The sequence below is a fragment of the Acidovorax sp. sif0632 genome (genome assembly GCF_019218805.1).
GTDB lineage: Bacteria > Pseudomonadota > Gammaproteobacteria > Burkholderiales > Burkholderiaceae_C > Acidovorax > Acidovorax facilis.
Genome location: NZ_JAHUWW010000009.1, coordinates 1 through 20479, shown reverse-complemented (window position 1 = coordinate 20479; position 20479 = coordinate 1). Strand labels below are relative to the sequence as shown.

At 65.5% G+C, this 20479-nt stretch carries 19 protein-coding genes; 5 read left to right on the top strand and 14 right to left on the bottom strand.

From position 1 onward, the window contains the following. Window positions 1–55 precede the first annotated feature (55 nt). Window positions 56–754 (bottom strand): DUF4197 domain-containing protein, encoded by a 699-nt coding sequence (locus KW832_RS23050; RefSeq protein ID WP_055393096.1) that lies wholly within the window; start codon window positions 752–754, stop codon window positions 56–58. A gap of 175 nt (window positions 755–929) precedes the next feature. Here KW832_RS23050 and KW832_RS23045 point away from each other — a divergent pair, with 175 nt between their 5' ends. Together KW832_RS23045 and KW832_RS23040 are read left to right on the top strand one after the other, a co-directional pair. Next, window positions 930–1409, top strand: a complete 480-nt coding sequence (locus tag KW832_RS23045) for a DUF421 domain-containing protein (RefSeq protein ID WP_218301613.1) — start codon at window positions 930–932, stop codon at window positions 1407–1409. A 73-nt stretch (window positions 1410–1482) separates the two neighbouring features. Next, on the top strand, window positions 1483–1845 hold the full coding sequence (locus KW832_RS23040; protein WP_055393012.1) for a DUF2237 family protein: 363 nt from the start codon (window positions 1483–1485) through the stop codon (window positions 1843–1845). A 2-nt stretch (window positions 1846–1847) separates the two neighbouring features. Here the strand turns inward: KW832_RS23040 and KW832_RS23035 are convergent, their stop codons facing one another. Continuing rightward, window positions 1848–2924 (bottom strand): hypothetical protein, encoded by a 1077-nt coding sequence (locus KW832_RS23035; RefSeq protein ID WP_218301612.1) that lies wholly within the window; start codon window positions 2922–2924, stop codon window positions 1848–1850. 181 nt (window positions 2925–3105) lie between these two features. On the opposite strand from KW832_RS23035, the gene KW832_RS23030 reads away from it, so the two are divergent. Both KW832_RS23030 and KW832_RS23025 read left to right on the top strand, forming a co-directional pair. Then, window positions 3106–3756, top strand: a complete 651-nt coding sequence (locus tag KW832_RS23030) for a response regulator transcription factor (protein WP_218301611.1) — start codon at window positions 3106–3108, stop codon at window positions 3754–3756. Then, on the top strand, window positions 3756–6317 hold the full coding sequence (locus KW832_RS23025) for an ATP-binding protein (RefSeq protein ID WP_218301610.1): 2562 nt from the start codon (window positions 3756–3758) through the stop codon (window positions 6315–6317). Before KW832_RS23030 ends, KW832_RS23025 begins: the two co-directional genes overlap by 1 nt. A 3-nt stretch (window positions 6318–6320) precedes the next feature. Here the strand turns inward: KW832_RS23025 and KW832_RS23020 are convergent, their stop codons facing one another. The 12 genes from KW832_RS23020 to KW832_RS22965 all read right to left on the bottom strand — a co-directional run bounded on the left by KW832_RS23020 (window position 6321) and on the right by KW832_RS22965 (window position 18937). After that, window positions 6321–8102: a hybrid sensor histidine kinase/response regulator gene (locus KW832_RS23020; protein ID WP_255577922.1), complete on the bottom strand. Its 1782-nt coding sequence runs from the start codon at window positions 8100–8102 to the stop codon at window positions 6321–6323. A 208-nt stretch (window positions 8103–8310) separates the two neighbouring features. Then, window positions 8311–9441 carry an acyl-CoA dehydrogenase family protein gene (locus KW832_RS23015; protein WP_218301608.1) on the bottom strand — a complete coding sequence of 377 codons (1131 nt, stop codon included), beginning with the start codon at window positions 9439–9441 and terminating at the stop codon, window positions 8311–8313. Window positions 9442–9617: 176 nt separating this feature from the next. Then, window positions 9618–10337, bottom strand: coding sequence for a carbonic anhydrase (locus tag KW832_RS23010; RefSeq protein WP_218301607.1), 720 nt, complete (start codon window positions 10335–10337; stop codon window positions 9618–9620). A gap of 161 nt (window positions 10338–10498) precedes the next feature. Further along, entirely contained in the window at window positions 10499–11167 is a 669-nt protein-coding gene (locus KW832_RS23005) for an SDR family oxidoreductase (RefSeq protein WP_218301606.1), read from the bottom strand. Between the two features lie 87 nt (window positions 11168–11254). Then, entirely contained in the window at window positions 11255–11887 is a 633-nt protein-coding gene (locus KW832_RS23000) for a pyridoxamine 5'-phosphate oxidase family protein (RefSeq protein WP_176887129.1), read from the bottom strand. A 28-nt stretch (window positions 11888–11915) separates the two neighbouring features. Beyond that, window positions 11916–12968, bottom strand: coding sequence for a DUF695 domain-containing protein (locus KW832_RS22995; protein WP_218301605.1), 1053 nt, complete (start codon window positions 12966–12968; stop codon window positions 11916–11918). 46 nt (window positions 12969–13014) lie between these two features. Beyond that, the gene (locus tag KW832_RS22990; RefSeq protein ID WP_218301604.1) at window positions 13015–14208 is read right to left on the bottom strand and encodes an acetyl-CoA C-acyltransferase; all 1194 of its coding nucleotides are present in this window, start codon (window positions 14206–14208) and stop codon (window positions 13015–13017) included. Between the two features lie 61 nt (window positions 14209–14269). Beyond that, on the bottom strand, window positions 14270–16075 hold the full coding sequence (gene aceK / locus KW832_RS22985) for a bifunctional isocitrate dehydrogenase kinase/phosphatase (RefSeq protein ID WP_218301603.1): 1806 nt from the start codon (window positions 16073–16075) through the stop codon (window positions 14270–14272). Between the two features lie 37 nt (window positions 16076–16112). Then, on the bottom strand, window positions 16113–16772 hold the full coding sequence (gene can / locus KW832_RS22980) for a carbonate dehydratase (RefSeq protein ID WP_121421267.1): 660 nt from the start codon (window positions 16770–16772) through the stop codon (window positions 16113–16115). A gap of 33 nt (window positions 16773–16805) precedes the next feature. After that, window positions 16806–17996 carry an isovaleryl-CoA dehydrogenase gene (locus tag KW832_RS22975; protein ID WP_121421268.1) on the bottom strand — a complete coding sequence of 397 codons (1191 nt, stop codon included), beginning with the start codon at window positions 17994–17996 and terminating at the stop codon, window positions 16806–16808. A 41-nt stretch (window positions 17997–18037) separates the two neighbouring features. Beyond that, entirely contained in the window at window positions 18038–18499 is a 462-nt protein-coding gene (locus KW832_RS22970; protein WP_218301602.1) for a PaaI family thioesterase, read from the bottom strand. 42 nt (window positions 18500–18541) lie between these two features. After that, window positions 18542–18937 carry a MerR family DNA-binding transcriptional regulator gene (locus KW832_RS22965; RefSeq protein WP_121421270.1) on the bottom strand — a complete coding sequence of 132 codons (396 nt, stop codon included), beginning with the start codon at window positions 18935–18937 and terminating at the stop codon, window positions 18542–18544. Window positions 18938–19017: 80 nt separating this feature from the next. On the opposite strand from KW832_RS22965, the gene KW832_RS22960 reads away from it, so the two are divergent. Beyond that, complete coding sequence (locus tag KW832_RS22960; protein WP_370628778.1) at window positions 19018–20142, top strand: MBL fold metallo-hydrolase; 1125 nt, start codon at window positions 19018–19020, stop codon at window positions 20140–20142. Window positions 20143–20479: the final 337 nt, after the last annotated feature.

Genomic DNA, 20479 nt, shown 5'->3' with positions numbered 1-20479 from the left:
TCCCCCTCCCGCGCAGCGAGAGAGGGGGATGGCGCGAAGCGACTCAGGGGGAGCTTCATCTCAGCGCACCAAAGACCTTGCGGGCGATGGCGCTGCCTGCACCGGCCGGATTCTGACGGATGCGGCGCTCTTCCTCGCCGATCATGAAGTACAGGCCGTCGAGCGTCTTGCCGGTGACGTACTGCGCAAGGTTGGCCTCCTCGGGTTTGAGCAGGCCAAAGCTCGCTGCCTTACCCGCAAAGGCGTTGTACTTCTGGGTCAGGCCGACTTTTTCGGTGGCCTGGTTCACCACGGGCAGGAAGCGTTCGGAGAGCGGCGTGCGCGTCTTGTCGGCAAAAAAGGCTGTGACCGAGGTGCTGCCGCCGGTCAGGATGTTCTTGGCATCGGTCACCGTCATCTTCTGCACGGCGCCCACCAGCAGGTCTTTGCCCATGGGCACGGCGGCTTCGGCGGCGCGGTTGATGGAGGTGACCAGCTCGTCGATGCGCCGCCCCTGGCCCAGCGACTTCATGACCTTGGCGGCGTCGTCCAGGGAGCCCGGCAGGCCGATGCGCACCTGGGGGTTGCCCAGAAACCCGTCAGGCCGCCCCAGCAGGGCGACCGCCGCCTGGGCGCCCTGGCCCAGCGCGGCTTTGAGGCCGCTGGCGGCATCGGCATTGGTAAGGTCACCCAGCGATAGGGCCCAGGCCCGCTGGCCGGTGGCGCACAGCAGGGCAGCCACGAGGCTGGTTTGGTGAAATTGGCGGCGTTGCATGGTGCGGTACTTTCGGTGGGGGACGGCAGATGATGCCCACTCGGCCACCACTGCAGTGAGTGGCGCACTGTGCCGGAGCCGTGCGGGGAATTGCCGGGATTTTCGCTCAGCGAATGAGGGGCAAGCCGCAGGCCGTAGACTGCCCCCACCCAAGCATCCAACAAGGAACCTTGCAATGTGGCAAATGAGCGTGCCGTGGTGGGAGTTTGTGCTGCGCGGCGTGGTGGTGTACCTGTTCTTGCTGGTGTTCATGCGCCTGTCGGGCAAGCGGCAGACGGGGCAGTACGAGCCGTTTGACCTGATCCTGTTGCTGATCCTGTCGAACGCGGTGCAGAACTCGATGAACGCGGGCGACAACTCGCTGGTGGGCGGGCTGATCTCGGCCAGCACGCTCATGCTGCTGCATGTGGCGCTGGCGCGGTTGGCGTTCCACTTCCCGCGCATCGGGCGCTGGGTGGACGGCAAGGCCCAGGTGCTGATCCACCAGGGCGAACTGAACCAGGCGCTGATGCGCAAGGAGCTGCTGACCCGCTACGACGTGGAGGCCGCACTGCGCGCAGGCGGCTGCCTGCACGCGCACGAAGTGGAACGCGCCACCATCGAGACCAACGGGCAGATCACCGTAGTGCTGCGCCGTCGTGGCGAGGTTGGCTGACCCGCCCCGCGCCCACCCCAACGGTCTGCACCCTCACCGCCCCTCACAACCCACGCGACTTACGCGACCCGATATGACTGCACTGAACGTTCTGGGCACCTTGCTGATGCCCTGCTCCTACGACCCACTGACCGGCTACTACCGCGACGGATGCTGCAACACCGACGAGCAAGACCACGGCACCCACGTGATCTGCGCACGCATGACACAGGCGTTTCTGGACTTTTCGCTGTCGCGGGGCAACGACCTCATCACCCCCCGGCCCGAGTCCCGCTTTGCAGGGCTGCAGCCCAACAACCGCTGGTGCCTGTGCGTCTTGCGCTGGAAGGAGGCCTACGAGGCGGGTGTGGCGCCTCCCGTGATCCTGGAATGCACACATGCGCGCGCGCTGGAGTTCGTGACGCTGGCGCAATTGCAAAGCACGGCGTTGTCCTAGGCTCAGTTTTGCGTGTAGCAGGTCTTGTTGGGCAGAACGGTGTCCACGTAGCTCTCCACACTGACCGCCGTTGGGAAAGCCGTGGGTATCTGGTCGCCAAAGATGCACAGGCGGCTCCCCTTGCGGGCCCAGACGGCACGCGATGTCAGGCCTGACGGCTGGGTCCACAAGCCCCAGAACGCGGTCAGCGTAGCCGTGCTGCCGTTACGGTCGAACGCCACATTGCCCACACCGGTCAGAGGGCCTGCCACCGTGCCAGCGCCCGTGCAGTTGGCGTCAGCATAGGTGGTCACACCGATCTGTCCCGTCACGCGATTGTCCCCCTGGCGGGTGATGCGCCACAGCGAGCGGCCCCAGGTGCCGGGCCGCACCACTACGCACAGCTCCTGCTTCCAGTCGCCTTCGGGCAAGGCCACCACCGTGCCGCAGCTCACCTCCACCGAGCCCACGTTGGCAGAGACCACGCTGCCGGAGCCATTGCGCACCGTGCAGCTCTGGCCGGAAGGCTGCGTGCGCACGGTGACCGCATAGCGCGTGCCGCCGGCCAGCGCAGTGCCGAACGTGAAGCCGCCGTTGCTGGAGACCGAGAGGTCATCGCCTCCGTTGTTCTGCAGCACCAACGTGCCACCCGCCAGACCAGTCACTGAGCCGCCAACCGTATAGGTGGCGGCCGCCAGGTTTTCGCAGCGCACCTGCACGTTGCTGACGTTGGCGGTGGCGGTGCCCGTGCCCTGGGTCACCGTGCAACGCTGGCCGCTGGGCTGGGTCTTGACGGTGACGGCATAGGCAATGCCACTGTCCAGGCGCGTCACGAAGACGAAGTTGCCGTTGGCATTGATCGTCAGGTCGTCCTTGCCGGTGTTTTGCAGCGTCACCGTCTTGCCAGCGCCCAGGCCCGTGACCGCACCGCCAATGCTGAACGCGCCTGCGGTAGGCGGCGGCGTGCCATTGTTGTCATCGTCACTACCGCCACAACCCACCAGCAAGGCTGCCGCCAAGCCCAGGGGCGCCCAGCGGAAGAGGGGCCGTACGGAGTGCCCAGTGCGCCCAGCACCCGTTGCGCTTGCTTGTCGTGTCATGAACAGAAACCTCTTGATCGTGAATGAAGGGCGGATTCTGTGCAGCACCTACTGCGGTACGGAACCCTACCCTGGTAGGGTTTGCGCGCCGTCCATCCTGCTCAACACTTGGCAGAATTTGCCCTACCTCCGCGCTGTCAGCGCGCCTGCGCCGCAAGGCGCAGCCACCCTCTCCCACTACATGGCCCCCACTTCCCCTTACGCGCTCATCCTGGACGACCATCCGCTCGTGGCGCACGGCATGGCCGAGTTCCTGCGCGCACGCCTGCCGCAGATGGAGGTGGTTGAGGCCGCAGGGGCGGACGATCTTCTGCGCTGGGTGGAAATGCGGGGCACACCGGCCATCGCGCTCATCGACTTCTGGCTGGCGGAAGGCGCTGCGGTGGGCCTGATCGCCCAGGTGCGCAGCCACTGCCCCGGGATGCCCATCGCCGTGATCAGCGGCGACGATGACCCCGCCGTGATGGAGCAGGCCCGGCAGGCAGGCGCACAGGGCTTCATCCACAAACAAGCAGCGCCTGAGACCTTTGGTCTGGCGGTGGAAGCCTTGCTGAGCGGGCTGGTCTGGTTTGAGCCGGGCCTGCTGGGCAGCCAGCCGCCGCGCAGCCGCGATCTGCCGGTGACTCCGGCCGAGCTGGGGCTGTCCACCCGCCAGGGCCAGATCCTCGCGCTGGTGCTGCAGGGGCTGCCCAACAAGCGCATCGCCTTGCAGCTGGACATTGCCGAGAGCACCGTGAAGGAGCACGTGACGGGCATCCTGGAGCGGCTACGGGTGCGCACGCGGGTCGAGGCCATCACGCTGTTGCGCGGCCGGCGGCTGGAGCTGTCCTGATGCGCCTTGTCCGGGCCGTGGTGCTGGTCGCGGCCTTGTGCCTGCAGACGGCACTGCCCGCAGGGGCACAGGTACCGAACCCGGACCTGGCAGAGCTGGACCGGCTGCAGACCCTGTCGCAACGCAACAGCGCCGAAGCCGTGCAGGCGCTGCAGGCCGCCGCCACCCGCTTTGCCAACGCGGCCGATGTCGCGACCCGGCGCACCTACCTGGCGGCGCTGACGGACGCAGCCTTCGAGACCGGGCAGGCTGCGGTGGTAACCGAGGGCATAGCGCAACTGAAAGCGCTTGCGGCTGCACACAGCGATGCCTCGACGCAGGTGCTGGCCACCTGCTTCGAGGCCCGGCAATGGGCCGTGGCGGGCAAGACACGCGCCGGGCTGGACGCCCTGGCGCGCGAAGCGGGCGCGGCGGAGCAGGTGCCCGACCCTTGGGTGCGCTGGCTCTACCACCTGACGCTGGGTGCCCTGCACAGCGGCAACGGCCAGTTCGAAGCGGCGATGACCCACCTGCTGCGCAGCCTGGAACTCTCGCGCACGCTGCCGCGCCAGGCAGCCACATCCGAGCTGCGGTCGCGCACCCATCTGGAGCTGCTGCACTTCGACATGAAGAACCCCGACCGCGCGCTGCAGACCATTCGCGAGACGCTGCCGCTGGCCGAAAAGCTGGACGCCCAGCAGGCGCTGGGCTGGCTGCACCTGCACCGTGGCAATGTGGAAAACGTGCAGGGCAACCTCGACACCGCCGTGGCCGCCTACCGGCAGTCCCTGCAGATCGCCCGCGCCGGCGGGCTCACCGGGCTCCAGGCCACGGCGCTGAACAATCTGGGCGACGTCCTGCTGCAGCGCAAGGCCTATGCCGCGGCCGAGCCCGTGATGCGCGAGGCACTGGCAGCGTACCGCGACGCGCACGAGCTGAACGGGGCCGCAATGGCGCAGGCCAACCTGGGCTTTGCGCTGATGGGCCAGGGCCGCATTGCGGCTGGCGTGCACGAGGTGGAGGCGGGCATTCGGTTTGTGCATGAAGCAGGCTCCCTGCCCATGGAAGAGCAGCTGCTGGGCGAGCTCTCGCGCATGTACGAGCAAGTCGGCCTGTACCGCGAAGCCATGGCCACCACGCGCAAGCAGCAGGCGCTGGCCAAGGAGCTGTTCCACACCGAGCGCGACCAGGCCGTGGCCGCGCTGCAGGAGCGCTTTGACAGCGCTGAACGGCAGCGCCAGATCGAGCAGCTGGCGCAGGCCAATCGGGTGCAGGATGCCGAGCTGCGTGTGCGGCGCATGCAACAGATCGGCCTGGCCGCCACGGTGGCGCTGGCCCTGCTGGCGGCGGGCGCCAGCTACTGGCAGTACCGCCGCACCCGCACGGCCAACGCGGCCCTGGCGGCAGCCCGGCGGCAGGCCGAAAGCGCGCTGACCGAGAAAAACCTGTTCCTCGCCACCGCCAGCCACGACCTGCGCCAGCCCGTGCATGCCATGTCGCTGATGGTCGAGGCGATCAGCCTGCGCAACAGCGACCCGGTTCTTCGCCCCATGGTTGCCGACCTGCGCAACAGCATGCAGGCCATGAACCAGCTGTTCAACGCACTGCTGGACCTGGCCCGCCTGGAATCCGGCCAGCCGCTGGGCGCCAAGGGCGTGGTGGACCTGAACGCACTGCTCGCGGACGTGGTGCGCCTGTTCCGTGAGCAGGCCAGCCTCGGCGGGCTGGCCCTGCGGCTATGGGTGCCGCGTGGCGGAGCTACCGTGTGGGCAGAACCGGTGCTGCTGCGCCAGGCGCTGGCCAACCTGGTGCAGAACGCGATCCGCTACACGCCCCAAGGCAAGGTGCTGGTGAGCGTGCGGGCGCGCGGCAGCGACTGGCTGGTGGAAGTGCGGGACACCGGCGTCGGCATCACCGTGGCGGACCAGTACCGGGTGTTCAGCCCCTACTACCGAGGGGAGCGGGCGGACCAGATGAACGACGCCGGACACGGCCTGGGGCTGGCCGTGGTGGCGCGCTGCGCCGAACAGATGGGCGCCACCCACGGCCTGGTGTCGCAGGCGGGGCGGGGCTCATGCTTCTGGCTGCGGCTGCCGGCCCACACCGCTGCGGCTACTACGACGGCCGTGCCACCCGACCCGGTGGCCTTGCACCGCGACGAGACGGCAATGCGCCCGCTGCAAGGCCGCTGCCTAGTACTGGACGACGACCGCCAGGTGATCAAGGCCTGGCGCGCCATGCTGGAGGCCTGGGGCGTGACGGCGGCATACGCCACCACCACGGCCGAGGCACATGCCCAGCTCGACGAAGGGTTCGAGCCGGATGCCATCTTCTGCGACCAGCGGCTGCACACGGGCGAGAGCGGCTTTGACGTGCTGCGCGCCCTGCTGGCCCGCTGCCCCGCTGCACGCGGCGCCATGGTCAGCGGCGAGCACAACGCGCCCGCCTTGCAGGATGCCGAGGACGAGGGCTACCTGGTACTGCGCAAGCCGGTGAGCCCCGTGGAGTTGCACGCGGTGCTGGCCCAGTGGCTGGGCCCGCAGAAAAATCAATCAAAACAACCTTCAGCGCTTTACCAATAAGCGCTAGCAGCTATTTTTTTTATAGTCTTCAGACGAATCAGGTAGCCATTGCCGCAACAAGGCGTGCAGCTGTTCCGGCGCCACCGGCTTGCGCAGCACCAGGTAGCCCTCTTCTTCCGCCTGGCGCAGCGCGGGCGAATCCCATTCACCGCTGACCATGGCCAGCGCGGCGTCAGGGCACAGTGCCTGCAGGCGCTGGAGCAAGGCGACCCCACTCTCGCCGGAGCGCAAACGCTGGTCGCAGAAGATGGCCTGCGGCGTGAAGCCCTGTTCCAGCCAACCCAGTGCCTCGGCACCATCGGCCGCGCAGCGCACCTGCACGCCCCAGTCCTGCAGCAGTTGCTGCCAGCCTGCGGCCACCTGCGGGTCGTCCTCCACCACCAGGCAGCGGCCCTGCAGGCCGCCCTGGCGCGCCACGGTGGCGGGCGTTGGCGCAACGACCACTGCGCTGGACGTGGCAGGCGGCAGCCGCAGCCAGAACCGCGAGCCGCGCCCCAGGCGCGACACCAGGCCCAGGGGCGCATCCATCAGCTCGGCGCAGCGCGCCACCACAGCCAGGCCCAGGCCGTAGCCTGCATCGTCTGCCACGCGCGTCGAGGCACTGCGGGTGAAGGGCGAGAAGATCCGCTCGCGCTCCTCGGCTGCAACGCCGGGGCCGGTGTCCCACACCTCCACCTGCCAGTGCCCGGCGCGGCGGCGCACAGCCAGCAGCACGCCGCCACGCTGCGTGTACCGCAGCGCGTTGTGCACCAGGTTCACCACGCACTGGCGCAGCAGCATCGGGTCGGCCTGCACCCGGGCGCTGGCCGGTGGCGGGCGCAGGCGCAGCACCAGGCCCCGGGTGCGCGCAGACTCCCCCAGCAGCGTGGCGACTTCGCGCAGCAGCGGCGCCAGGGCCACCGCCTGGGGCCTTGCCTGCACGGCCCCCGCTTCGATGCGCGACAGGTCCAGCAGCGCATTGCACATCCATTGCAGCGACTGCACGCCCTGGCGCAGGTTCTGCAGCGTGGCATCCAGCGCCGGGTCCCGGTTGCGCAGCGCGATGGATTCGGCCAGCAGCCCCACGGCATGCACGGGCTGGCGCAGGTCGTGGCTGGCGGTGGCGAGGAACTGGTTCTTCACAGCCAGCGCCTGCTCGGCCTCGCCCTTGGCGGCACGGAACCGCTCCGTCAGGTCCACATTGCTCAGAAAGAACTGATGGCTGATGCTCGCATTGCGAAAGAACACGCCAAACGCCAGATGCATGGGCAACAGGTACGGCCAGTGATCGGGAAACACATAGGGCACCGACAACAGGCTGACCGCGTAGCTGGTGAAAAAGAACCGCTTGAAAACCACCAGCGCCGCCGACTGGTGCGCGGCATGCGCCGACACCACCAGCGTGGAGCCACAGATGAACACCACGCGCAGTTCAAAGGGCGTGTCGGGCCCAGCGGAGGCCGCAGAACTCATCACCAACGCGCCGTACAACGCCGCCAGCGCTTGCACACGAGGCAACCAAACGGCCAGCAGCGTTGCCGCACCGTGGCTGTCGCGCTGCTTCAGGGCCCGCTGCCACAGGCCCCAGACGCCCCACACAGCCCCCACCAGCAACAACGACGCCCCCCACCACAGCGTGATGCCAGGGGGCCACAAGCCCAGCGAATACAGCCAGGCCAAGCCCGGCAGCCCCAGCAGCGGCATGACAGTGCAGCCGTCGCGCACCCGCATGAAGCTGTTGCCCAACAACTGCAGCTGGGCGGCGGGTGCCAGGGTGTCCCAGGAGAGCACGCGTTCGGAGTTCATCGGGCCGATGTTGGCATCTTCCCGTACCAAACACCCCCTACTTTGGGAGGGTTGCGTGTTGACGCCGGCGCGTGGCAGCGCTTGGGAGTACGTCGGGCAGCGACCAAGGCATGGCTGAGAGCGCATCTGCTGCGGCCCCACTCACAGCGCAACCGTCACCACGGCACGGAGGCAGCGGTCGCGGCGCCGACGATGGCGCCCAGCAGGCTCAGGCCAGCGCGCGCTGGATGATGATCTTCTGCACGTCGCTCGTGCCTTCGTAGATCTGGCACACACGCACGTCGCGGTAGATGCGCTCCACCGGGAAGTCGTTCACCACGCCGTAGCCGCCCAGCGTCTGGATGGCGGCGCTGCACACGCGCTCGGCCATTTCGCTGGCAAACAGCTTGGCCATGGCGGCTTCCTTCAGGCACGGGCGGCCCGCGTCGCGCAGCGCGGCGGCGTGCCAGATGAGCTGGCGCGCGGCTTCGATCTGCGTGGCGCAGTCGGCCAGGCGAAAGCCAACGGCCTGGTGGTTGAAGATGGCCGTGCCAAAACTCTCGCGCTCCTTCGAATACGCCAGCGCCGCATCAAACGCGCTGCGCGCCATGCCCACGCTCTGCGCGGCAATGCCGATGCGCCCGCCTTCGAGCGCGCCCAGGGCGATCTTGTAGCCCTCGCCCTCGGTGCCGATGAGGTTCTCGGCCGGGATGCGGCAGTTGTCGAAGTTGATCTGCGCCGTGTCGCTGCTGTGCTGGCCCAGCTTGTCTTCCAGCCGCGCCACCACATAGCCGGGGTTGCTGGTGGGCACGAGGAAGGCGCTCATGCCCTTCTTGCCCGCGCCCTTGTCGGTCACGGCGATGACGATGGCCACATGGCCGTTCTTGCCGCTGGTGATGAACTGCTTGACGCCGTTGATCACATATTCGTCGCCCTGCTTGACGGCGGTGGTGCGCAGTGCGGAGGCGTCGGAACCCACATGCGGCTCAGTCAGGCAGAAGGCGCCCAGCATTTCGCCGCGCGCCAGCGGCGTGAGCCAGTCGCGCTTTTGCTGTGCATTGCCATAACGCATGAGGATGGCGTTGACGGGGCAGTTGGTCACGCTGATGGCCGTGCTGGTGCCACCATCACCGGCGGCGATTTCTTCCAGCACCAGCGCCAGCGTCACGTAGTCCAGGTTGGCACCGCCGAACTCTTCGGGCACGCAGATGCCGTAGGCACCCAGTGCAGCCAGGCCCTGGTGCGCCTCTTTGGGGAAGTGGTGTTCCTTGTCCCAGCGCGCGGCGTGGGGCCACAACTGTTCTTGCGCAAAGTCGCGCACCGCGTCGCGGATCATTTCCTGGTCTTGGGTCAGCAGCATGTTGTCTCCTTGGGATCGTTCGGCGCCGGCAGGCTCTGGATGCCCAGGCACCTACCGGCGAGTCAACATGCAATTTTGCCCGCGTCTGCGGGCGCGCCCGCTAAGGGCGGGCGGACTACGTGCTCCTGCGTACCCCGGCCGCAGCAACCGTCCGCCACGCCCTTGTCCATAGGCTCCTAGACCAGCGAGACCTTGCCGCTGGACAGCTCGTACACGCCCCCCACGGCGCGGATGGCGCCGCTGGCCATGCGCCCGGCCAGGAGGGGTTCGGAGGTGGTCAACCGGGCCACATTGAGCCGCACGTTCTGCTCGGTGGCGGCCACCAGCAAGTTGGCGGGCTGGCGGCGCTGCGCCGCCTCGACGGCCGGGCGGATGGCGTTGACCAGCCCCGGCAGATGGCCGGGCAGCTGGGTGCCCTCCTGCACCACCTTGATGGCGGCGGAAACAGCGCCGCAGTTGCTGTGCCCGAGCACGAGAATGAGCGGCACCTGCAGAACCTCGATCGCGTATTCCATGCTGGCCAGCGCATCGTCGTTCAGGAAGTTGCCCGCCAGCCGCACCACGAACAGATCGCCGGGCCCTTGGTCAAACGCCAGCTCGGGCGCAATGCGCGAATCCGCGCAGCTCAGGATGGCCGCAAAGGGCCGCTGCCCGGTGGTGCGCGCCACCCGGCCCACCGAAAAGTCGCGCTGCGTGGAACGGCCCGCCACGTAGCGGGCATTGCCCTGCACCAGCCGCGCAAGCGCTGCGTCGGGGCCGATGCGGTTGTCGGGCAAAGGGGTGTCTGCAGCCAGCACGCGAGCGCTGGAGGCCAGGGCAGCCAAGGCTGCGGCACCGCCCAGAAGGCGGCGGCGGGACGGCGCAAGCGCCGCCGGGGTAGCAAGACAATCACACATTTTTTGGACTCCCGGTTGGGTTGCATGGAGCTGGCCCTCTCTTTAGCCAGCCCGCGCAGGAAGCCGTTTTCAGGTAGCCAGCGCCACGCAATTTTGCGGATCCACTCCACCGGGCGCCAGTCCAAATCTTGCATCGATCCGGCAGCCTGATAGCCGCCAGGCTACCAGTGCGTGGCGCGGCGCCCGTCGTGGTGCAGCAGGCGGCCTTTGTCGGCGGCCGTGACGCCCGCCACGGTGGCGCGCAGGCCGCGCACGCTGTCCTGCACGGTCAGCGCAGCGCCTTCGCCGCCCATGTCGGTCTGCACCCAGCCGGGGTCGATGGTGATGAGGGTGGCGTTCGGGTAGTCGTGTTGGGCGGATGCGATGGCCATGTTCAGCGCCGCCTTGCTGGTGCGGTACAGCCAGGAGCCGCCGTTGGGAACGCTGCCAATCTGCGACATGGACGAGGACAGAAATGCGAACACACCCTGCGCGTCGGCCACCAGGGGCGCAACCTGCGGCAGTGTCTGCATGGCGCCCAGCACGTTGGTGTGCATCACGGCATCGAAGTCCTGCTGGGTGGGCGGCGTAAGCGCATTGGGGCGGCGGATGACACCGGCCACATACCAGGCGGTCTCGATCTTTTCGCCGTCCAGTTGCCAGGCCAGCCCGCTGACGCTGGCAGGGTTGGCCACGTCCACGGTCAACACCTGGGCGCCCAGGGCCTGTACCCGCTCGCGGCCCGCATCGTCGCGCACGGTAGCGATGACGCGGCGGCCCGCCTCGGTGTATTGGCGCACGAGCTCCAGCCCAATGCCACGCGATGCGCCGATGACCAATATGGATTTCATAGAGGGAATTTGAATGAAATTGGGCTCTAGCGCTTATCCATCAAGCGCTGAAAGCTATCAAAACAGAAGTATTCAACATCAATCCCCTCAAGCGTCGCCGAGTTGCTGCTCTTGCGCCAGTTGGGCGCGGTAGCGCTGCAGCATCGCCACTTGCGACTCGGGCTCGGTCGCAAGGCCCATCTGGTCGTGAATCATCTGGCCCATGGTGGGCAGTTGCGCGCGGTCCACCTGCGCATCGGCGGACCACAGCCGCGAGCGCATGAAGGCCTTGGAGCAGTGCAGGTACGCCTCGGCCACACGCACTTCGATCACGATCTTGGGGCGCTGGCGCTCGGCCGTGAAGAAGTCGGTGTACAACGCTTCGTCGCGCAGGCGTGCGGTGCCATTCACCCGCAGGGTTTCATCCACACCCGGGATCATGAACAGCAGGCCGATGCGCGGGTCACTCAGCAGGTTGGTCAGGGTGTCGAGCCGGTTGTTGCCGCCCGCATCGGGCAGCAGCAGGGTGTGGGGATCGGGTGACTTCACAAAGCCCGGCGCACCGCCGCGCGGCGAGGCATCGAGCAGCGCACCATGGGCGCCACCACTGGCCACCACGCAGAACGGCGACAGGGCAATGAAGCGCTGGCAGTGCCCATCCAGCTGCGGTTGTTGCTTGCGCAGGGCCCGCTCGCCGGGGGCTGCGTACAGGGTGCGCAATTGTTCGAGCGTTTCGATCATGGTGTGGCCTGCAAGGGGTTGAAAGAGTTCACGGGCAATGCACGGCAAACTCGAAATAGCCTGACCATGCGGGATCAAACGCGAAGGTCAGCTCCAGTGATTCGGCCTCATCGCGCAGCAGCAAAGGTGCGAGCGTCTGCATGGCCAGCTGCTTGTCGCCCACGTAATACACGGCCTTGCGGCGCCCCGCGCGGGTCAGTGTGTAGGCCATGATGCCCAGCTGCGGCAGCGCGAGCAGCGTGGCTGCCTGGTCCTGCAGGTCTTGCACGGCGGCCAGCTGATCGCGGTTGCCCACGGCCAGGTCCAGGGTCAGCGCGTAGGCCAGATCGGCGCGCATGGCCACGGGGTTGGCACTGCGGTTGACCATAACAATGGCCTTGTCTTCAGCCTCGTCACCGCTGCCATCCTCATCGTCCTGCCCGCCAAACGACAAGGTCATGCCCGACCAGTCGTGCTCGCCCGCAGGGAAGTCGCTGGTGCGGCCCAGGGTGTCCACCCAATAGCGGTCGAACACCGGCACAAACTGGCTCAGGGGCACCCAGGGTGCCAGCGGGTCGGAGGCTTCCTCCACAAAATCCACCGCGCCCACCTTGACGGCGAAGTCGTATTCGCCCAGAACATGGTCGAGCATGATGAACGCCATGTTGCGCGCGTGGTCCTGATAGTCGCTGGGGATCTCGCGGCCAAAGCGGATCTCCAGCGCGGCCTGGCCATCGTCCTGTCCACAGGCGACCAGCACCTCCGATGTGGACAGCTCAAAGCCCTCCATGCCGATGGGAAAGTCGGGCTGCGAGGTGCGCTCCCGGAACGCGCGCAACCGGTAGTTCTGCAGCGTGGGGGCGGCAGCCACCACCTCCATCAGCAACGGAAAGTTGTCGATGCTGCCGTGGGCGGTGACGATGAGATCCACCACCGCATCGCTGTCGCCGCCAGACATCTCCAGCGCCAGGCCGCTCAGGTGACGCTCGATGAGCACGTTGGCCGACTCGACCCGCTCGCGCAGAGGCTGGGCCTGGAGCGATGCCTGGGCATCGACAAATTCACGCCAGAAGGTGGTGATCTCGGGAGATGGTGCGGTCATCGCGGTCCTTGTGAAGAGATGGGAATCATCCCATCCCTCTCCATCGTCAGACCAGTTCGAGCGCCACGGCCGTGGCCTCTCCGCCGCCGATGCACAGCGTGGCCAGGCCTTTGGTGAGGCCGCGGGCCTTGAGCGCGTACATCAGCGTCACCATGATGCGTGCACCGCTGGCGCCGATGGGGTGGCCCAGAGCGCAGGCGCCGCCGTTCACGTTGACCTTGTCGTGGGGCAGGTCGAGTTCCTTCATCAGCGCCATGGGCACCACGGCAAAGGCTTCGTTGATCTCCCACAGCTGCACATCGCCAACCTGCCAGCCGGCCTTGGCCAGCGCCTTCTGCGTGGCACCCAACGGGGCAGTGGCGAACCACTCGGGCTCTTGCGCATGCGTGGCGTGGCTCACGATGCGGGCCAGGGGCTTGCAACCCAGCTTCTTCGCGGTGGATTCGCGCATCATCACCAGCGCGGCGGCGCCATCGTTGATGCTGGAGCTGGACGCGGCGGTGATGGTGCCGTCCTTCTTGAAGGCGGGCTTGAGTGTGGCGATTTTTTCGAGCTTGACCTTGCCGGGGCCTTCGTCCACCGACACCACGGTCTCGCCCGCGCGGGTCTTGACGGTGACGGGCACGATCTCGGCCGCAAACGCGCCGGACTCGGTGGCCGCCTTGGCGCGCTGCACGCTGGCGGTGGCAAACGCGTCCTGCTGCTCGCGGGTGAACTGGTACTTGGCGGCGCAGTCTTCGCCAAAGGTGCCCATGCTGCGGCCCGCTTCGTAAGCGTCTTCCAGGCCGTCGAGCATCATGTGATCAAAGATGCGGTCATGGCCCAGTCGGTAGCCGCCCCGGCCCTTTTGCAGCAGGTAGGGAGCGTTGGTCATGCTCTCCATGCCGCCTGCCACCATGACGTCGTGCGTGCCGGCCAGCAGCATGTCATGCGCCATCATCGCGGCCTTCATGCCCGATCCGCACATCTTGCTGAGCGTGACGGCGCCAGCGCCCTTGGGCAGGCCGCCCTTGAACGCCGCCTGGCGCGCGGGTGCCTGGCCCTGCCCAGCCATCAGGCAGTTGCCGAACAGCACTTCGCCCACGGCGTCAGGCGACACACCGGCACGCTCGATGGCGGCCTTGATGGCGGCGCCGCCCAGGTCGTGCGCGGCCAGGCTGGAAAAGTCGCCCTGCAGCGAGCCCATGGGGGTGCGTGCGGCGCCGACGATGACGATGGGGTCTTGAGTGGATGCAGACATGGTGATGGTCTCCTGTGAAATGGTTCGGATGAAAAGCTTGGGAGGGGGTGAATGAAGGGGGCTACCGGCCTGCTGCGCCATGGGCAAAGCGCCGGTCTGTGTCGTAGGGAAAGACGTCAAACATGTGGCCCGCCCGGATGCGTTCCTGGTGCGACTGCCAGAAGGCAGCGTCGAGCAGATCGGCGTGGTGCTGCATGAACACCTCGCGCACGGCATCGTTGCCGAGCAGGAAGGGGCCGAAGGTTTCAGGGAACACATCGCGCGGGCCGACGCTGTACCAGACCTCACCGCTCATTTCCTCTTCTTCATTGCGCGGCGTGGGCACGCGGCGGAAGTTGCAGTCGGTGAGGTATTCGATTTCGTCGTAGTCGTAGAACACGACCTTGCCGTTGCGCGTGACGCCAAAGTTCTTCCAGAGCATGTCGCCCGGGAAGATGTTGGCGGCCACGAGGTCCTTGATGGCGTTGCCGTATTCGATGACGCTGTGCTCCATCTGCTGGCGCGCGCGCGGGTCTGACAGGCCAGTGTCGAAGGCTTCCTGCAGGTAGATGTTGAGCGGGATCATGCGCCGCTCGATATACAGGTGCTTGATGATCACCTCCGTCTGGCCGTCGCCGTCGCGGTCGCTGATTTCGAGCTGGCTGGGGGCGAACTTCTCGATCTCGGCAATGAGGGCATCGTCGAACCGGCTGCGCGGAAAGGCCACCTCGCTGTATTCGAGCGTGTCGGCCATGCGGCCCACGCGGTCGTGCTGCTTGACCAGCAGGTACTTGGCCTTGACCTGCTCGCGCGTGGTTTCCTTCTGGTGCGGGAAGTAGTCCTTGATGAGCTTGAACACGAAGGGAAAGCTCGGCAGGTCGAACACCAGCATCACCATGCCCTTGATGCCGGGCGCGATGCGGAACTGGTCGCTGGAGTGCTTCAGGTGGTACAGAAAGTCGCGGTAGAACAGCGTCTTGCCCTGCTTGGCCAGGCCCAGGGCATTGTAGATCTCGGCGCGGGGCTTGCGCGGCATGAGGCTGCGCAGGAACTGCACGTAGGCGCTCGGCACCTCCATGTCCACCATAAAGTAGGCGCGTGCGAAGCTGAACAGCATCTGCATGTCGTCTTCGCCAAACAGGGCCGCGTCGATAAACAGCCTGCCGTTGTCGTCGTGCAGGATGGGCAGCGCAAACGGCACTTCGTTGAAGCCGTTGATGATCTTGCCCACGACATAGGCGCCTTTGTTGCGAAAGAACAGGCTGGTGAGCACCTGGATCTGGAAGTTGGCGCGCAGCCTCACTTTGTCGAGCCGGCCGCGCATGGCGCCCACCACGCAGGCGGTGTCTCGGCCCAAGTCCGCAAACTCGCGCTGCAGCTGGAAGTTCTCGATGATGACCTGGAAGGTCTCGCCCAGCGTGTCCCGCGACGGGTAATAGGCGCGGTAGGTGGGGCGCGCTGCGGGCTCTTCGTTTTCGATGTATTCGGTACTGACCGCAGGCCGCACAAAGATGAAGTCGTTGTGGAAATGCGTGCGGTGCAGGATCTTGGTGGTGACCGAGTTGAAGAAGGTCTCGGCCAGTTCGGGCTGGTGGTGGTTGACCAAGAGGCCGATGTAGTGCAGCTTGACCTGGTGCCACACGTCCATGGGCTGTGCACCCGCCTCGAACTCTTTCTCTAACCTGCGCACACACTCTTTCACGCGCAGGTCGTAGAACTCGATGCGCTCGCGCTGCGCCCGCTGCTGGCCGTGCCAGTCGCCGGTTTCAAAGCGGTGCTTGGCCCGCGCGGACTCGGTGCGGAACAACCGGTAGTGCCGGTTGAAGCCATCCATCATGGCCTTGGCAATGCCGTAGGCCTGGGGAGCGTCAAGCCGTTGTGGGAACATGGCGGGTGCTCAGCCGTTGAGGGGATGCGGTGGTTGGCTATTGCCTTTTGACGGCAGCCACACCAGCGATCGCGGCCTTGTACAGCGAGTCCAGGCCTTCCGTACTACCCACGGACATGTGCAGGTTGTTGATGAGACCATCCTTGAGCCCATAACACCAGCCGTGCAGCGTAACCTTCTGGCCCCGGCCCCAGGCGTCGAGCATCACCGTGGTCTGGGCAATGTTGACGACCTGCTCGATGGCATTGAGTTCGCACAACACGTCATGGCGCCACTCTGGGGCGGTGGCGGCAATCAGGTCACGGTGGCGGTCGCGCACATCCTGCACATGCCGGATCCAGTTGTCGGCCAAGCCGACGCGCGTACCCTCCAACGCCGCCAGCACGCCACCACAGCCGTAGTGCCCCACCACCATCAGGTGCTCGATGTGCAACTGATCCACCGCGTACTGGATAGTCGACAGGCAGTTCAGGTCGGTAGGCACAACAACGTTGGCCACATTGCGGTGCACAAACACTTCACCGGGCTCCAGGCCGGTGATCTGGTTGGCAGGCACCCGGCTGTCGGAGCAACCGATCCACATGTACTTGGGCTTTTGCTGCGCCAGCAGGCTGGTGAAAAAGCCGGGCCGCTCGCGCTCCATCTGGGCCGCCCAGGCGCGGTTGTGAACAAACAGGTCTTCGATGGAGGAGGGCATGTTGTCCTTGGGTCTCAATGATTAGATAGAAGCTCAGCAGGTTTCAGCAAACAGCTCACGGCCGATCAGCATGCGACGAATTTCGCTCGTGCCCGCACCAATCTCATACAGCTTGGCATCGCGCCACAGGCGGCCCAGCGGGTATTCGTTGATGTAGCCGTTGCCACCATAAATCTGCACGCCTTCGCCCGCCATCCAGGTGGCTTTCTCGGCACACCAGAGGATCACGCTGGCGCAATCCTTGCGCACTTGGCGCACATGGTCGGTGCCGAGCATATCGAGGTTCTTGGCCACCGTGTAGGCAAACGATCGCCCCGCCTGCAGCACGGTGTACATGTCGGCCACCTTGCCCTGGATGAGCTGGAACTCGCCAATGCTCTGGCCGAACTGCTTGCGGTCGTGAATGTAAGGGATCACGTTGTCCATCACGGACTGCATGATGCCCAGCGGGCCGCCGGTCAGCACCGCACGTTCGTAGTCCAGGCCACTCATGAGCACCTTCGCGCCCTGGTTCAGGCCACCGAGCACGTTCTCTGCGGGCACCTCGACGTCCTGGAACACCAGCTCGCCCGTATGGCTGCCGCGCATGCCCAGCTTGTCGAGCTTCTGCGCGATCGAAAAGCCCTTCATGCCCTTCTCGATCAGGAAGGCGGTCACGCCGCGCGCGCCTAGTTCAGGCTCGGTCTTGGCATACACCACCAGGGTGTCTGCATCAGGGCCGTTGGTGATCCACATCTTGCTGCCATTGAGCACGTAGTAGCCGCCCTTGTCCTCGGCCTTGAGCTTCATGCTGATCACGTCCGAACCCGCGCCGGGTTCGCTCATGGCCAGCGCGCCCACGTGTTCGCCGCTGATGAGCTTGGGCAGGTACTTGGCCTTTTGTGCCTCGCTGCCGTTGCGGTTGATCTGGTTCACGCACAGGTTGCTGTGGGCGCCATAAGACAAACCCACCGAGGCGCTAGCGCGCGAGATTTCTTCCATGGCCACCATGTGAGCCAGGTAGCCCATGGCTGCGCCGCCGTATTGCTCGGGCACCGTGATGCCGAGTACGCCCAAGTCGCCCATCTTGCGCCACAGGTCCATGGGGAACTGGTCATTGCGGTCAATCTCCGCCGCGCGGGGGGCGATCTCAGCCTGTGCGAAGTCGCGCACGGCGTCGCGCAGGGCGTCGATGTCCTCGCCCAGTTGGAAGTTCAGGCCGGGAAGGTTGGCGGGAATGCTCATGGGGGATGTCTCCTCGTAAAAGGTAGGGAAATGGGCCGGATTCAGCCCTGGATGTTGTCGCGTCCTGTAACCGCCATGAGGGTGCAACCCATGGTGGCGATCAGTTTTTCTTGGCTGCCGTCGATGGCGAAAGCGCGGCCTTCGCACACGGTGATGGTGCGGCCGGGCTTCAGCACCCGCCCTTCCATGCGAAATCGCTCGCCCTTGGCGGGGGCCAGCAAATTGATCTTGAACTCGATGGTGAGCACGGCAGCGTCAGCCGCCATCAGGGTGAAACCGGCATATCCACACGCCGAATCCAGCGCTGTGGCCACCATGCCCGCATGGAGAAATCCGTGCTGCTGGGTCAGCCCGACCGCCCAAGGGAGTTCGATGTCCACGGCACCTGGCGCCACAAGGCCCAGCGAGGCGCCAAGGGTCTGCATGGCTCCCTGGCGCGCAAAACTGTCGCGCACGCGGTCGGCAAAGTCAGCGCAACGCGGCTCAAAGGGGGGCGTGCTCACAACAGTCTCCTGATTTACGTTTACGTAAACGTCAATTATGAATCAATTTTGCTTTTCTACCTTGGCCAGCAGCGAGCGCGCCTCTTCTTCGTGCTCGCGCACCTCTTCCAGGTTGGCCTGCAAATCGGCCATCTGCTCTTCGAGCTGCTTGCGATGGACCACCAACACGTCGAGAAATTTGCGCAGCTGAACGCCCGTATCACGGGGGCTGTCATAAAGGTCAATGATCTCCTTGGCTTCCGTCAGTGACAGGCCCAGGCGCTTGGCCCGCAGCGTCAGGCGGAGCCGGGTGCGGTCGCGTGCGCTGTACACGCGGTTGCGCCCGGCAGATCCAGTGCGCTCAGGCTGCAGCAAGCCCATGTCTTCATAAAAACGGATCGCCCGGGTGGTGAGATCGAACTCTTTGGCAAGGTCGCTGATGGTGTAAGTATTGGCCATGGTGGGTGCTGCACACAGCAGTATCGGTTTCGCACAGGAGACAGCCCGGTGGCGGCAGCTCCCTACAATGCATCGAATGCATGACGTTTACGTTAACGTCAATGCTAACCCATCACACCTTCGCCATGAACCCACTCGAACACCAGATCCACTACCCGCTGGGTGACGCGCTCCCTTCCGAGGGCGGCTCCATCGAGATCGCGCCGGGAGTCCACTGGATTCGCATGGGTCTTCCCTTCGCACTGGATCACATCAATCTGTGGCTGCTGCGCGACCGACAACTGGGCGCTGGCGGTGTCATGCTGGACGGGTGGACCGTGCTGGACTGCTGCATCGACAGTGCTGCGACCCGTGCGCAGTGGGAGCAGATTTTTGTGCACTGCCTGGGTGGCTTGCCTATCTTGCGCGTCATCGTGACCCACATGCATCCAGACCATATCGGCTTGGCCCATTGGCTGTGCGAGCGATGGGATGTACGCTTGTGGATCAGTGCTACCGACTACAACGTGGCTCGGGTCGCTGTCTATGACCCGCAAGGGTTTGGCGGAGAAGCGGGGGCGGACTTTTACGCGCTGCACGGTGCGCAAGACCCGTCCTTTTTAGCCCATGTACGTGGGCGCGCATCGTATTTCCCGACCCTCGTGCCCGCACTGCCACCCCGCTTTCGCCGAATCATGGATGGAGACACGCTGGACATCGGGGGCCGAGCCTGGCGTTGCATCAGCGGCTATGGACATGCGCCAGAACACATGGCGCTGTTCTGTGCTGAGTTGACCGCCTTGATCAGCGGGGACATGGTGCTACCGCGCATCTCGACCAATGTCAGCGTCCATGCCAGCGAGCCCGAAGCCAATCCACTGCAGTTGTTCTTGACTTCGCTGTTGCGATATCTGGACCTGCCGGAAAGCACATTGGTGCTCCCTTCGCATGGCAAGCCTTTTATAGGCTTGGCCACGCGCATTGCGCAGCTGCAAAACCACCACCGCGAGCGACTGGCGGAGATATCGCTGGCAGCCCATGACCATGCCCTGAGCGCCGCAGATACCTTGCCGATTCTCTTTCAACGCAAGCTGGACACCCATCAGATGACTTTTGCTATGGGTGAGGCACTAGCGCATCTGCACCATCTGTGGATGGATGGGAAGTTGGAGCGCTTTCTCGACCAAGCCGGGGTGCAGAGATTTCGCGCACCGAACGGTGGATAGACGTATCCAATACCTCAACGGCATGCGCTCCTTGAGTGGCCAACGAATGCCAAGCCCAACCCCGCACGTGTATCAATGCTGATCAAGGCCTGCAAGGCTTGTGAGATGCTGCGCAGGCCTGGTCGGCGCAAGTAATCTGAGATGGGCTAGGTGGGCTGTTGAACCGGAACGCATTGAGCAGTCCGCTTTACTTGATGCATTTTGGGATCCCCCAAAGCAAAAAACCCCAGTCTTTATGAGACTGGGGTTTTCTGGGCTGTAAGAGCCTGACGATGACCTACTTTCACACGGGAACCCGCACTATCATCGGCGCAAAGTCGTTTCACTGTCCTGTTCG